11 protein-coding genes are annotated in these 14,506 nt (G+C 43.4%); 8 read left to right on the forward strand and 3 right to left on the reverse strand.

Going from position 1 to position 14,506, the window contains the following annotated elements:
* Positions 1-104 precede the first annotated feature (104 nt).
* The 3 genes from DXB15_RS03325 to DXB15_RS03335 are packed head-to-tail and all read right to left on the reverse strand — an operon-like array spanning position 105 to position 2,711.
* Positions 105-620 (reverse strand): DUF4364 family protein, encoded by a 516-nt coding sequence (locus DXB15_RS03325; protein ID WP_118702015.1) that lies wholly within the window; start codon positions 618-620, stop codon positions 105-107.
* Between the two features lie 17 nt (positions 621-637).
* Positions 638-1,552 carry a TIGR01212 family radical SAM protein gene (locus DXB15_RS03330; RefSeq protein WP_118702016.1) on the reverse strand — a complete coding sequence of 305 codons (915 nt, stop codon included), beginning with the start codon at positions 1,550-1,552 and terminating at the stop codon, positions 638-640.
* 4 nt (positions 1,553-1,556) lie between these two features.
* Entirely contained in the window at positions 1,557-2,711 is a 1,155-nt protein-coding gene (locus tag DXB15_RS03335) for an NAD(P)-dependent malic enzyme (protein ID WP_109215898.1), read from the reverse strand.
* A gap of 232 nt (positions 2,712-2,943) precedes the next feature.
* Between DXB15_RS03335 and lepA the strand changes: the two genes are divergently transcribed.
* The 8 genes from lepA to prmA all read left to right on the forward strand — a co-directional run bounded on the left by lepA (position 2,944) and on the right by prmA (position 14,506).
* Positions 2,944-4,758: a translation elongation factor 4 gene (lepA, locus tag DXB15_RS03340; RefSeq protein WP_109215897.1), complete on the forward strand. Its 1,815-nt coding sequence runs from the start codon at positions 2,944-2,946 to the stop codon at positions 4,756-4,758.
* Between the two features lie 83 nt (positions 4,759-4,841).
* A complete protein-coding gene (gene hemW, locus DXB15_RS03345) occupies positions 4,842-6,125 on the forward strand; it encodes a radical SAM family heme chaperone HemW (RefSeq protein ID WP_118702017.1) in 1,284 nt (427 codons plus the stop codon).
* A gap of 288 nt (positions 6,126-6,413) precedes the next feature.
* Positions 6,414-7,457, forward strand: a complete 1,044-nt coding sequence (hrcA, locus tag DXB15_RS03350) for a heat-inducible transcriptional repressor HrcA (protein WP_330427456.1) — start codon at positions 6,414-6,416, stop codon at positions 7,455-7,457.
* Positions 7,458-7,495: 38 nt separating this feature from the next.
* Positions 7,496-8,107 carry a nucleotide exchange factor GrpE gene (gene grpE / locus DXB15_RS03355; RefSeq protein ID WP_118702018.1) on the forward strand — a complete coding sequence of 204 codons (612 nt, stop codon included), beginning with the start codon at positions 7,496-7,498 and terminating at the stop codon, positions 8,105-8,107.
* Between the two features lie 75 nt (positions 8,108-8,182).
* The gene (gene dnaK / locus DXB15_RS03360) at positions 8,183-10,060 is read left to right on the forward strand and encodes a molecular chaperone DnaK (protein WP_109215893.1); all 1,878 of its coding nucleotides are present in this window, start codon (positions 8,183-8,185) and stop codon (positions 10,058-10,060) included.
* Positions 10,061-10,231: 171 nt separating this feature from the next.
* On the forward strand, positions 10,232-11,404 hold the full coding sequence (gene dnaJ / locus DXB15_RS03365; protein WP_109215892.1) for a molecular chaperone DnaJ: 1,173 nt from the start codon (positions 10,232-10,234) through the stop codon (positions 11,402-11,404).
* Between the two features lie 120 nt (positions 11,405-11,524).
* Positions 11,525-13,234 carry an ABC-ATPase domain-containing protein gene (locus tag DXB15_RS03370; protein WP_118702019.1) on the forward strand — a complete coding sequence of 570 codons (1,710 nt, stop codon included), beginning with the start codon at positions 11,525-11,527 and terminating at the stop codon, positions 13,232-13,234.
* Between the two features lie 321 nt (positions 13,235-13,555).
* Complete coding sequence (prmA, locus tag DXB15_RS03375) at positions 13,556-14,506, forward strand: 50S ribosomal protein L11 methyltransferase (protein WP_109215890.1); 951 nt, start codon at positions 13,556-13,558, stop codon at positions 14,504-14,506.

The following is a 14,506-nucleotide window of genomic DNA, read 5'->3' on the forward strand; positions in this document are numbered from 1 at the left end:
GTAAACAGGATTTAAGCGTAATAGTAAAAAGCATATATAAAAAGAACGTATCATTTTCAATATAATGTCATGCAGACAAGAGGTTGAAATGTGATACGTTCTTTTTATTTGAGCAAAATGTCCATTAATGTTTCATAAATCGGGAAATGATTCTTTTTCCAGTTCTGACAGACCGCTTCTGCCTGCTGTCTGCCAGAAACATGCAAGGTCAGATCCACGATATCTGTCTCCAGATTCCGGATACGGCAGCGCACGGCATATCCTTCCCCGGGAACCTTATAATAATCGGCATAGACAGAAGTTTCCTGCTTCAGATCAAAATCATGCTCCACAAAATAAGTGCGGATATCTTCTTTGATGGCATCCGATATTTTTACATGGAAAAATCCAAGCGACTCCTGTCCATACGGTGTAATCCGGTAACGGGTATTGTTATGAGTAGATTCTGCAGTGATCAACTGAGAAGAAATCAGGTCAGACAGAATCTCCTGAACCGTAAAATAATTCGTATATTCTTTTTCCAGAATAAAGTTCGTGATCTGTGTGTTGGTCAGTGGATATTCCACCTGATTTAACATATACAGAATCATCACACGATACATGGTATGTAAATCTGCCATAGCTTGCTTCCTTCTTTCTACGTAAAATCAGCGCCCTGATAAGTATCGCGTTCTCTGAGTCTTTTATGAATGGTGTTCAGTACCCGTTTCTTATCTGTGCTCCATAATGGTGCCACCAGAAGTTTGCGCGGACCATCGCCGGTAATTCTGTGGACGACCATAGATGGTGGGAGATGTTCCAGGCAGGTTACAATGAAATCACAATATTCTTCCATCGAAAAAAGCGGAAATGGATGCGCTGCATAATAATCAGCCAGATCTGTGTCCGATAACACATGCAATAACTGCAGTTTGACACCGGAAATCCCGGAATGTGCCACATAGTCGACGGTTTCTAATATCTGTTCGGTTGTTTCACCGGGCAGACCGAGAATGACATGCGTGACCACAGCAATATTCCGATGTTTCAGCTCTGCAACTGCCTGTTCATAGCAGGAAAGAGAAAATTCCCTGCGGATAAAAGCAGCAGTTTCATCGTGAATAGTCTGAAGCCCAAATTCGATCCATACAGGTTTTATCTCATTCAATTCCGATAAAAGAGTAAGGATTTCCGGTGTGATACAATCCGGACGGGTGGCAACAGAGAGAACGACGATGTCAGGATGCAGAATTGCTTCCATAAATAGTGGACGGAGATAAGAAACCGGCGCATAGGTATTCGTATATGCCTGAAAATAAGCAATAAATTTGCGGCATTTTGTTTTGGCAGCGAGCTTTTTACGACCAGCTTCGATCTGTTCCGTCACAGACAGCAGACTGCTTTCTGCAAAATCACCGGAACCACCGCGGCTGCAGAAGATACAGCCGCGGGTCCCTTTTGTCCCGTCACGATTCGGACAGGTCATGCCGCCATTTAAAGAAATACGATATACTTTTTCACCGAAAGTTTCTTTTAAATAAGTATCCAGCGAATAATAGCGGTTTGCATTCATAATCTTATGCTTCGATGTGAGATTTTACTGCCTGGCTGACAACATCTGCAACACGCGGATCAAACGGCTCCGGCATAATAAAATCTTCGTTTAATTCTTCGTCGCTGACAAGTCCGGCGATGGCTTTGGCAGCAGCGAGTTTCATTTCCTCTGTGATCTGACGTGCATGTCCTTCCAGAGCACCTTTGAAGATACCCGGGAATGCGATTACGTTATTTACCTGATTTGGAAAATCGCTTCTTCCTGTTCCAACGACTTTTGCTCCGGCAGCTTTTGCAACATCTGGCATGATTTCCGGAACCGGGTTTGCCATAGCAAAGAGGATAGCGTCTTTGTTCATAGAAGCAACCATTTCGGCAGATACGATATTCGGAGCAGAAACACCGACAAAAATATCAGCACCGCGCAGAGCATCTGCTAACGTACCGGTCTGGTTTTCTAAGTTTGTTACTTCTGTCATTTTCTGCTGCATCCAGTTCAGATCCGGATAATCTTTGCCAATGATACCAAGTTTGTCACACATGGTTACGTGTTTGAAACCATAGGTGAGCAGTAATTTTGTGATGGCAACTCCGGCAGAACCGGCACCGTTTACAACAACGCGGCAGTCTTCTTTTTTCTTTCCTGTCACGCGCAGACCATTGATGATACCTGCAAGGACAACGATGGCAGTACCGTGCTGATCATCGTGGAAAACCGGGATATCCAGCATGGATTTTAATTTTTCTTCGATCTCAAAACATCTTGGTGCAGAGATATCTTCCAGATTGATGCCGCCGAAAGTCGGTGCAATGTTTGCAACGGTACGGATGATCTCATCGGTATCCTGTGTATCCAGAACGATCGGAACTGCATTTACATCTGCGAATTCTTTGAACAGTACACATTTTCCTTCCATAACCGGCATAGCGGCAAGGGCACCGATATTTCCAAGACCGAGAACGGCACTTCCGTCAGAAACAACGGCAACGGTATTTGCTTTCATTGTGTAGGTGTAAGCAGCAGCAGGATCTTTTGCGATAACTTTACAAGGCTCTGCAACACCTGGTGTATAGGCAAGGGATAAATCTTCGCGGGTTTTTACCGCAGATTTTGCTTCAGTGGTAAGTTTTCCGTTCCACTGTTTATGTAATTCTAAAGCTTTTTCATTAATATCCATTTTCTTTGCTCCTTTGCATTCGTTTCCTGCCTATCATACCATCAAAAAAAAGACAAATCAAGGAATCGAAGATAAGGAAATGAAAAATGTGATTTATTTTAGGGGAACTTACGTAAAACTTGCTATTTCCCGGGTTCGATGTTAAAATCATAATTAATATTGGGATGTTAGGCGCATCCGTAAATGAATTGTAAAATAAATTGCATAAAACAGATAACAAACATATGGAGGAATTTTAGTGATAGATCAGAGTAAAATCAGAAATTTTTGTATTATTGCACATATTGATCATGGTAAATCTACCCTGGCAGACCGAATCATCGAGATGACAGGTTTGCTGACCAGTCGTGAGATGCAGTCTCAGGTGTTGGACAATATGGATCTGGAGCGTGAGCGTGGTATTACCATCAAAGCGCAGACCGTTCGTATTATTTATAAGGCAAAAGATGGGGAGGAGTATATCTTCAACCTGATCGACACCCCAGGTCATGTGGATTTCAACTATGAGGTTTCCCGAAGTCTGGCAGCCTGTGACGGCGCAATTCTTGTTGTGGATGCGGCGCAGGGTATCGAGGCACAGACACTGGCAAATGTATATTTGGCGCTGGATCATGATCTGGATGTTATGCCGGTTATTAATAAAATCGATCTGCCAAGTGCGGATCCGGAGCGTGTCATTGAGGAGATTGAGGATGTCATTGGACTGGAAGCACACGATGCACCGCAGATTTCTGCAAAAACAGGTCTGAATGTAGATCAGGTTCTGGAACAGATCGTGGAGAAGATTCCGGCTCCGACCGGAGATCCGAAGGCTCCGTTACAGGCGCTGATTTTTGACTCTTTATATGATGCGTACAAAGGTGTTATTGTCTTCTGCCGTATCAAAGAGGGAACCGTCCGCGTCGGTACACCGATCAAAATGATGGCGACAGGAGCAACGGCAGACGTTGTGGAAGTTGGTTATTTTGGTGCCGGTCAGTTTATTCCATGTGAGGAATTATCTGCCGGTATGGTAGGTTACATTACGGCTAGTATTAAGAATGTACAGGATACCCGCGTGGGTGATACGATCACAAATCGTTCCAATCCGTGTGCAGAGCCGCTTCCGGGTTACAAGAAAGTAAATCCGATGGTTTACTGTGGTCTGTATCCGTCCGATGGCGCTAAATATCCGGATCTGCGTGATGCGCTGGAAAAACTGCAGTTAAACGATGCAGCGCTTCAGTTTGAACCAGAGACATCTGCGGCACTGGGATTTGGTTTCCGTTGTGGATTCCTAGGATTATTACATTTGGAAATTATTCAGGAACGTTTGGAGCGTGAATACAACCTGGATCTGGTAACGACAGCACCGGGCGTTATTTACAAAGTACACAAGACAGATGGAACAGTGATGGATTTGACAAACCCATCTAACATGCCGGATCCGTCTGAGATTGACTATATGGAAGAACCGATGGTAAGTGCAGAAATCATGGTAACCAGTGAGTATATTGGCGCCATCATGGATCTGTGTCAGGAGCGCCGTGGTATTTATATTAGTATGGAATATATGGAAGAAACGCGTGCGCTGATCAAATACGATCTGCCGTTGAATGAGATCATTTATGATTTCTTTGATGCGTTGAAATCCCGTTCCAGAGGATATGCTTCTTTTGACTATGAGATGAAAGGCTACACCCGTTCTGATCTGGTAAAACTGGATATCCTTATTAATAAAGAAGAAGTGGATGCGCTTTCCTTTATCGTATTCTCTGGCAGTGCGTATGAGCGTGGTCGAAAAATGTGTGAGAAGTTAAAAGAGGAGATCCCGCGTCATCTGTTTGAAATCCCGATTCAGGCAGCAGTCGGTGGAAAAGTTATCGCCCGTGAGACTGTTCGTGCTATGCGCAAAGACGTACTGGCAAAATGTTACGGCGGCGATATTTCCCGAAAGAGAAAACTTCTGGAGAAACAGAAGGAAGGTAAAAAACGTATGCGTCAGGTCGGAAATGTAGAGATTCCGCAGAAAGCGTTTATGAGTGTTCTGAAACTGGATGATAAATAAGAAACAGGTTACGTTAATTTATATGCATATTCGTAAATGGCTGCGAGAATGATGTAAAATAGCGAATTTATTAGAGGGAACATATGAAAGAATTAGAATTATATTTTCATATTCCTTTTTGTGAACGAAAATGTGCATACTGTGATTTTTTATCTGCACCGGCTGATCCGCCGGTGCGGATTTCTTATATAAAGAAGTTACAGGAAGAAATTGCATATTATGGTCCACAATTTAAGGAATATCAGGTGAGCAGCATCTTTTTTGGCGGCGGTACACCAACGATTCTGGAAGGGTATCAGCTTGCTGCCATATTAGAGACGGTAAAGAAGTATTTTCATTTAGTGGCAGATGCTGAGATTACTGTGGAATGTAATCCGGGAACATTGACAGCAGGAAAGGCGGAAAAACTGGTGCAGGCGGGATTTAACCGGCTTAGTATGGGATTACAGTCCGCGGATGACAGAGAATTGCAGCTTTTGGGGAGAATCCACAATTTTGCGCAGTTTCTGGAAAGTTATGATCTGGCACGAAAAGCCGGGTTTGAAAATATCAATGTGGATCTGATGTCGGCGCTGCCGGGACAGACACTGAAAAGCTGGCAGAATACGCTGCAAAAAGTGACAGCTTTGCGCCCGGAGCATATTTCTGCATACAGTCTGATTATTGAGGAAGGTACACCGTTTTATGAACGTTTTGCGGAAGATGAGCAAATTCGGGAGGAAGGCGGGCATCCGAGACTGCTTCCAGAGGAAGATGTGGAACGTCAGATGTATGAACTGACGGAGGCTTTTTTGCATACGAAAGGGTATGAGCGGTATGAGATATCTAATTATGCGAAGCCGGGATATGAATGTCGGCATAACTGCGGTTACTGGACCAGAAAAGATTATCTTGGACTGGGACTTGGCGCATCTTCATTAGTGGAACATCAAAGGTTTCAGAACACGTCGAATCTGAAGGAATATTTGGAACAGGAATACATTTCAGCAGATCAGACTTGTTTGAATCAGAAGGGAATGGATGAACAAAATGAGTTGGATTGCCGATTATCCGGGAACGAAACTGTGTTGCCGAAGAAAAAAACCGTATTACAGCAAGCGTGTTGCAGAGAGCATCATATCCATATAGAAACATTGGACAAAAAATCCGAGATGGAAGAATTCATGTTTCTGGGGCTGCGTCTGATGGCAGGAATCTCCCGGCAGCAGTTTGAAACAACATTTCAGGTAACACTGGACAGTGTCTATGGTGAGGTACTTCGAAAATTAAAGGGTGAACAGCTGATTGAAGAAATGGCAGGCTATGTGCGTTTGACGGAACATGGTATAGATGTCAGCAATTATGTACTGGCGGAATTTTTGTTGTAATTCTTATTATATATAATGTGATATGTAATACAGAATGGCATTGAACAAGACAGAAGAATAAGTATAGAAGAAAAAGGATTGATTTGTTACAAACGATTGTGGCAGATGAATCCTTTTTGCATGTGATAGATGCTGTTCAAAAGGATGATTTGAAAAAATATGAAAAAAATAAAAATAGATGTTGACAAAGAAAAACGATAGTGCTACATTAGGTAATGAAGATATTAGCACTCCAAACGGTTGAGTGCTAACAAAGAAAAAAGCATCAATTACAGGAGCATGAAACACATGAGCGAAGGATTGGACGAAAGAAAAACGAAAATTTTACATGCAATCATTCAGACTTATCTGGAAACAGGTGAGCCGGTTGGTTCCAGAACGATCGCGAAAGCGTCTGATCTGAATCTCAGTTCTGCAACGATTCGTAACGAGATGTCAGATCTGGAGGAACTTGGATACATTGTTCAGCCGCATACTTCAGCAGGACGTATTCCATCGGACAAAGGGTATCGATTTTATGTAGATCACCTGATGGAGGAAAAAGATCATGAGATTTCCGATATGAAGGAATTTGTGATCGAGAAAACGGAGCGTATGGAATTTGTATTAAAACAGATCGCGAAGATGCTGGCAGCAAATACCAATTACGCGACAGTGGTATCCGCACCGCAGACCCATCACGGAAAAGTGAAATTCATTCAACTCTCCACCGTGGATGAGGAACAGGTTCTGGCAACCATCATGCTGGATGGTAACATCGTAAAGAACAAGATCATCCGCACAGAGGAGACACCGGATCAGGAAACCATGTTGAAGTTAAACATTTTGCTGAACGGAAGTTTAAATGGTCTTGCACTTGAGGATATCAACCTTGGAACGATTTCCAGATTGAAAGAGCAGGCGGGTATCCACAGTGCCATGGTAAGCGATGTGCTGGATGCAGTTGCTCAGGCGATTCAGGAAGACGAAGACCTTGAGATTTACACCAGCGGAGCAACCAATATCTTCAAATATCCGGAGTTGAGTGATTCCGAGCGGGCAAGCGAGCTGATTAGTGCTTTTGAAGAAAAGCAGGAGTTCAAAGATCTGTTTACTGTCGACAAAGAAAACGGAAATCCGGGAACCGGCATTCAGGTGTACATCGGAAACGAAAGCCCGATGCAGGGAATGAAAGATTGCAGCGTGGTTACCGCCACTTACGATCTTGGAAAAGGAATCCGCGGAACCGTCGGAATCGTCGGACCGAAACGCATGGATTACGAAAAAGTAGTTGACAACCTGCGGACCTTAAAGGTTCAGCTGGATGACATATTTAAAAAGACAGATGAGTAGTCATTGAGAGATGATGAAAGCGGAAAGGTGGGATTTCGATGGCAGAGAATAAAAACATCAGTCCGGAAGAGATGGAAGAAGAAATCTTAGAAAATGAAGAAATAAATGATACAGCAGAGGAAGAAACCGTAGAAGAAGCCGAAGAGGCTGTAGCAGAAGAACCGGAAACTGAGAAAGAAAAAGGGTCATTTTTCAAAAAGAAAGAGAAGAAAGATAAAAAAGATGAGAAAATCGAAGAGCTTACAGACAGAGTCAGAAGACAGATGGCTGAGTTCGATAACTTCCGTAAGAGAACAGAAAAAGAAAAGACCCAGATGTTTGAGACCGGTGCAAAAAGTATCGTAGAAAAAATACTTCCGGTTGTTGATAACTTCGAACGTGGTCTGGCAGCTGTCACTGAGGAAGAAAAAGGATCTCCTTTCGTAGAAGGTATGGAAAAAATCTACAAACAGATGATGACCATGTTGGAAGAAGCAGGAGTAAAACCAATCGAAGCGGTTGGTCAGGAATTTGATCCGAATCTGCATAACGCAGTAATGCATATCGAGGATGAGGAGTTTGGCGAGAACATCATCGCTGAGGAATTCCAGAAAGGTTACACATACCGTGATTCTGTGGTTCGCCATAGTATGGTAAAAGTAGCTAATTAAAAATAGCCATTAACGATTATTCGTTAAATATAAAAATAAGTTAATTCAGGAAACAATATATAGGAGGACACGATTATGAGCAAGATTATTGGTATCGACTTAGGAACAACAAATAGCTGTGTAGCAGTTATGGAAGGTGGTAAACCGGTAGTTGTAGCAAATACAGAAGGAGCAAGAACAACACCATCAGTAGTAGCTTTTACAAAAACAGGTGAGAGACTGGTTGGTGAACCGGCAAAACGTCAGGCTGTTACAAATGCAGAAAAAACAATCTCCTCTATCAAGAGAGAGATGGGTACAGATTATAAGAAAGAGATTGACGGAAAGAAATATTCTCCGCAGGAGATTTCCGCAATGATCCTTCAGAAATTAAAAGCAGATGCTGAGAACTACTTAGGCGAGAAAGTATCTGAGGCTGTTATCACAGTTCCGGCATACTTCAATGATGCTCAGCGTCAGGCAACAAAAGATGCTGGTAAGATCGCAGGTCTTGATGTAAAACGTATCATCAACGAGCCGACAGCAGCAGCTTTAGCATATGGTCTGGACAATGAGAGCGAGCAGAAGATCATGGTTTATGACCTTGGTGGTGGTACATTCGATGTATCTATCATTGAGATCGGTGATGGCGTTATCGAAGTATTATCTACATCCGGTGATAACAGACTTGGTGGTGATGACTTCGACCAGAAGATCACAGACTACATGATCGCTGAGTTCAAAAAACAGGAAGGTGTAGACCTTTCTACAGATAAAATGGCTCTTCAGAGATTAAAAGAAGCAGCTGAGAAAGCGAAAAAAGAGCTTTCTTCCGCAACAACAACAAACATCAACCTTCCGTTCATCACGGCTACAGCTGAGGGACCGAAACATTTCGATATGAACCTTACAAGAGCTAAATTTGATGAGTTAACACGTGATCTGGTTGATAGAACAGCAGTTCCGGTACAGAACGCATTAAAAGATGCTGGCTTAACAGCTTCTGAACTTGGTCAGGTACTGTTAGTAGGTGGTTCTACACGTATCCCGGCTGTACAGGATAAAGTAAAACAGTTAACAGGTAAAGAGCCAAGCAAATCCCTGAACCCGGATGAGTGCGTAGCAATCGGTGCTTCTATCCAGGGTGGTAAACTTGCAGGCGATGCAGGTGCCGGTGAAGTATTACTGCTGGATGTAACTCCACTTTCCTTATCCATCGAGACAATGGGTGGTGTAGCTACAAGACTGATCGAGAGAAATACGACAATCCCGACAAGAAAGAGCCAGATCTTCTCTACAGCAGCAGATAACCAGACAGCTGTAGATATCAACGTAGTACAGGGTGAGCGTCAGTTCGCTAGAGATAATAAATCCCTTGGTCAGTTCCGTCTGGATGGAATCCCGCCAGCACGTCGTGGTGTTCCGCAGATCGAGGTTACTTTCGATATCGATGCAAACGGTATTGTAAATGTATCTGCAAAAGACCTTGGAACAGGCAAAGAGCAGCATATCACAATCACAGCAGGATCTAACATGTCTGATGACGAGATCGATAAAGCTGTAAAAGAAGCAGCAGAGTTCGAAGCTCAGGATAAGAAGAGAAAAGAAGCAATCGATACAAGAAACGATGCTGATTCCTTCGTATTCCAGACAGAGAAAGCTCTTGAGGAAGTTGGAGCAGGCGTATCTGATTCTGAGAAAGCAACTGTTCAGGCAGACCTGGATGCATTAAAAGCACTCCTTGAGGCGCATCCGGAAGCTGACAAGATGACAGATGCAGAGTTAGATGAGATGAAAGCTGCAAAAGAAAAATTAATGACAAGTGCTCAGCAGGTATTTGCTAAAATGTACGAGCAGGCACAGGCAGCACAGGGTGCAGCAGGCGCAGGTCCGGACATGAACGCAGGTGCTGGTCAGCAGGCAGCAGGCGGAGCAGATGATGATGTCGTAGACGCTGATTACAAAGAGGTTTAATCAGAAGTTAAACACATGCGGTTCATCGCAGTAAATGCAAATTGATAAATAACGCACCAGAGGGCGGAATGCCTTCTGGTGCATTGTTGGATTAATCTTCGAAGGGAAATTGCCCTTCGTGAGACCAGAAGATACAAAAATAGAGTAAAACATAAGGGATGGAGTTCAGATATGGCAGAACAGAAAAGGGATTATTATGAGGTGCTTGGTGTAGACCGTAGCGCAGATGATGCCACAATTAAAAAGGCATACCGCCAGTTAGCCAAAAAATATCATCCGGATGCAAACCCGGGAGACAAAGAAGCAGAAGCAAAATTTAAAGAGGCTTCTGAGGCTTATGCGGTATTAAGTGATTCAGAGAAGAGAAGACAGTATGATCAGTTTGGTCACGCTGCATTTGACGGTGGAGCAGGCGGCGCCGGAGCTGGTGGATTTGATTTTTCAGGCATGGATTTTGGCGATATGTTTGGCGATATTTTCGGCGATTTCTTTGGCGGCGGTTCCAGAAGAGGCGCATCCAATGGACCGATGAAAGGTGCAAACTTAAGAACCAGTGTCCGTATCACGTTTGAGGAAGCAGTGTTTGGCTGTGAGAAAGAAATTGATATGGTACTGAAAGATGAATGTACGACTTGTGGTGGAACAGGAGCAAAACCGGGTACTTCTCCGGAGACATGTACAAAATGTGGCGGAAAAGGTAAAGTTGTATTTTCCCAGCAGTCTCTGTTCGGCATGGTTCAGAACGTTCAGACCTGTCCGGAATGTAATGGATCCGGTAAGATCATCAAAGATAAATGTACTTCCTGCCGTGGAACCGGTTATACTTCCAGCAGAAAGAAAATCAAGGTTTCCATTCCGGCCGGAATCGATAATGGACAGAGTGTTCGTATCCGTGACAAAGGTGAGCCGGGTGTCAATGGCGGACCGCGTGGCGATCTGCTGGTAGAGGTTATCGTATCCTCACATCCGATCTTCCAGCGTCAGGATATGAATATTTATTCTACAGCACCAATTTCTTTTGCGCAGGCAGTATTAGGCGGCGAGATGAGAATCAGCACCGTACACGGCGATGTGCTTTATACTGTAAAACCGGGTACACAGACAAACACAAGAATCCGTCTGAAAGGAAAAGGTGTTCCATCTCTTCGTAACAAAAATATTTGTGGTGATCAGTACGTTACCCTGGTGGTACAGGTACCGACATCCTTAAGCGCAGAGGCAAAAGATGCACTGAGAGCTTACGATGCATTAGCAGGTGATTCCCTGAATACAGCGTCTGAAGAAGGTGTAAAGCAGGAGAAACATCACAAAAAGAGAGGTTTCTTTAATAAAAAAGAAGATTAGTTCTCATAAATAATTGTTACTGTAATTATCTGAAATAAGAAATTCAGAGGGAATCTGGATGATAGAAAAACAGATGATGACAGAACTGAAAAACAGATTGAAAATAATATAGGATTACGGATGTATAATAAAACAGATTTAAAAAATAAATTAGAATCAATTCATCGAAAAAGTTATCCGGCATACAAGTCACTGAGGGGAAGCTATACCTTCGGTGACTTTGTGCTGTCTATCGATCATGTACAGGGCGATCCTTTTGCGGCACCGTCCTCCCTGCATGTGGAACTTCCGTTGGCAAAAGCGGGATTTCCAGAGAAATATTTTGAAGGAAGACATACAAAAACAGCGTTAGAGGATCTGATCTTACGCAAGTTTTCCAGAGCATTGGATCAGTACAGTTTTAAGGCAAAAGGTTCTGGAAAAAGCGGATTGATCTCTACTAGCAGACCGGGACCGGAAGTTATGCGCCGGACAGCGGTAGAATTTACAGAAAAATTGCTGATTGTGAGGTTTGAAGTTGGTTTTCCGGCAAATGGACGTACGATCAATGCGCAGGAACTGGAGAAAATCTTACTGGATTTTCTGCCGCAAATCGTGAAAAAGTGTCTGTATTATCAGGCGTGGGATAAGAGGCTGGTTCAGGAAGGTTTTGAACTGGCGGAAAATCAGCAGAAGATTCGTGAAGTGTTAGAAGAACGAAAACTGGTGGCATTTTGTGCAAATGGAAGTATTCTGCCACGAAAGAGCGGTGTGTCCAGCCAGCCGTTAAAAGATGCGGTGGCATTTGAGTCTCCAAAGAGTATGGAACTTGCCATTGATTTGCCATTTGGCGGCAGCATTTTTGGTATGGGAATTCCGGAAGGCGTGACGCTGATCATCGGCGGTGGTTATCATGGAAAATCCACGTTGCTGCAGGCTTTAGAACAAGGGGTATACAATCATGTGAAAGGTGATGGCAGAGAATATGTTATTACCAGAGCCAATGCGTTGAAGTTGCGTGCAGAGGATGGTCGTGCAGTCTCCAATCTGGATCTGTCCCTGTTTATTCATGATCTTCCAAATGGAAAGGATACGCACTGTTTTTCCACGGAGGATGCCAGCGGAAGTACATCACAGGCGGCAGGTGTTATGGAAGGAATCGAAGCGGGTACAAGTTGTTTTCTGATTGATGAGGACACTTCCGCAACGAACTTTCTTGTGCGGGATGCCTTTATGCGGCGTGTCGTCAGTGGAGAGCAGGAGCCGATCACGCCATTTATCGCCAGAGTGCGGGATCTGTATGAAAAAGCAGGAATTTCCACAATTCTGGTTGCGGGCAGCAGCGGTGCCTTTTTCCATGTGGCAGATACCATTATTCAGATGGACGCCTATCGACCGAAAGACGTGAAGGCCAAAGTACAGGAATTACTGCCGGAATATCCGTCGGTGGATTTTAAGTGCAATACAGAACCATTTGTACTTCCGTCTGAAAAGCGTATGTTTGAAATGGAGCGAAAGGCAAAACGACATGGCAGAGGAGACCGGGAAGAACGGATCAAGACAAAAGTAATGGGAACAGATGGATTTTCCATTGAGCATAATATGGTGGATCTGCGGTATGTGGAGCAGTTGATTGATTCCGAGCAGATGGCGGCTCTGGCAGCGATACTGAAATATATCGTGAAAAAAGGTGCGGTTTCTATGGAAATGCAGGTGTTGGTTGCGGAAATCTGCAGTCTGCTGGAGAAAAAAGGAATGACAGATTTTGTGGATGGAGCCCTTTCCTGCGGCTATGCATATCCGCGAAAAGAAGAAATTTTTATGATGTTGGATCGCTTCCGCAGAGGATAAAGTAGAAAAATGCACTGAAACATATTTTTGCAAAGAAAAAGTGGAATTATTAAATTTTCTATCAAAATTTTCGGTCAGACAAAAAAACTCTTGTCGAATGATAGGGTTATAGGGTAATATAAAAATATCTATGCATTGATGAGTCCTGTTTCTACGAGATTTGAAATGAAAATCCCGGGATTTCAGGACTAATCGGTATGTTCGGAACTATGAGAGCGCATAGCATTTTGTGAAAATATAGGAACTTATGCTGAGCAGAGTGATGTGCGAAATCTCATGTGCACTTAATATGAAATAATAAAATATGGAGGAATATGTACGATGAAATGGGATAAATATACAATTGAAACCACCACAGAAGCGGAAGATTACATCAGCAGTACGCTGGCAGATCTTGGTATCGAAGGCATTGAAATCGAGGATAATGTACCGTTGTCTGAATCTGATACTTCTAAAATGTTTATTGATATTCTGCCGGAACTTCCACCAGATCAGGGCATCGGTTATGTCAGCTTTTATCTGGAATCCGGAGAGGATCACAGCGAGAAGTTAAAAGAAGTGGCAGAAGCACTGGAAGAAATGCGCAGCTATGTAAATATCGGAAGCGGCAAGATCACAAGCAGCGAGACAGAGGATATCGACTGGATGAATAACTGGAAAGAGTTTTTCCATTCCTTTACGATTGATGATATTCTGATCAAACCGACCTGGGAAGAACTGGATCAGGCCGATCAGGACAAGATTCTGATTGAGATCGATCCTGGCATTTCCTTTGGAACCGGTAAACATGAGACCACACAGCTTTGTATCCACCAGCTTCGTAAATATATGAAAGCAGGCGATGAAGTGCTGGACGTAGGATGCGGAAGCGGAATCCTTTCTATCGTCAGCCTGAAACTTGGTGCAGGACATCTGACCGGTACAGATATTGATGAGGATTGCATTACCTCTACTTATGAGAATTTTGAGGTAAACCACCTGAGCAGAGAACAGGGTGATTTTTACGTAGGAAACTTGATTGATGATACAGAACTTCAGGAAAAAGTCGGAACAGAGAAATATGACGTTGTTGTTGCAAATATTCTGGCAGACGTTATTATTCCGATGGCACCGGTCATTCCGGCACGTCTGAAAAAAGATGGTGTATTCATTACTTCCGGAATCATTGACTTTAAAGAGAATGAAGTAAAAGAAGCGATTGAAAAAGCTGGCATGACGGTTCTGGAAGTGACACATCAGGGTGAATGGGTCAGCATTACAGCGAGGAAATAA

It is taken from the genome of Roseburia sp. OM02-15 (assembly GCF_003481835.1).
In the GTDB taxonomy this organism is placed as follows: domain Bacteria; phylum Bacillota; class Clostridia; order Lachnospirales; family Lachnospiraceae; genus Eubacterium_I; species Eubacterium_I ramulus_A.

Excerpts from the sequence above, each read along its gene's own strand:
- DXB15_RS03325 (WP_118702015.1), bottom strand. The coding sequence starts at position 620 with ATGGCAGATTTACATACCATGTATCGTGTGATGATTCTGTATATGTTA.
- DXB15_RS03330 (WP_118702016.1), bottom strand. The coding sequence starts at position 1,552 with ATGAATGCAAACCGCTATTATTCGCTGGATACTTATTTAAAAGAAACT.
- DXB15_RS03335 (WP_109215898.1), bottom strand. The coding sequence starts at position 2,711 with ATGGATATTAATGAAAAAGCTTTAGAATTACATAAACAGTGGAACGGA.
- hemW (WP_118702017.1), top strand. The coding sequence starts at position 4,842 with ATGAAAGAATTAGAATTATATTTTCATATTCCTTTTTGTGAACGAAAA.
- hrcA (WP_330427456.1), top strand. The coding sequence starts at position 6,414 with ATGAGCGAAGGATTGGACGAAAGAAAAACGAAAATTTTACATGCAATC.
- grpE (WP_118702018.1), top strand. The coding sequence starts at position 7,496 with ATGGCAGAGAATAAAAACATCAGTCCGGAAGAGATGGAAGAAGAAATC.
- dnaK (WP_109215893.1), top strand. The coding sequence starts at position 8,183 with ATGAGCAAGATTATTGGTATCGACTTAGGAACAACAAATAGCTGTGTA.
- dnaJ (WP_109215892.1), top strand. The coding sequence starts at position 10,232 with ATGGCAGAACAGAAAAGGGATTATTATGAGGTGCTTGGTGTAGACCGT.
- DXB15_RS03370 (WP_118702019.1), top strand. The coding sequence starts at position 11,525 with ATGTATAATAAAACAGATTTAAAAAATAAATTAGAATCAATTCATCGA.
- prmA (WP_109215890.1), top strand. The coding sequence starts at position 13,556 with ATGAAATGGGATAAATATACAATTGAAACCACCACAGAAGCGGAAGAT.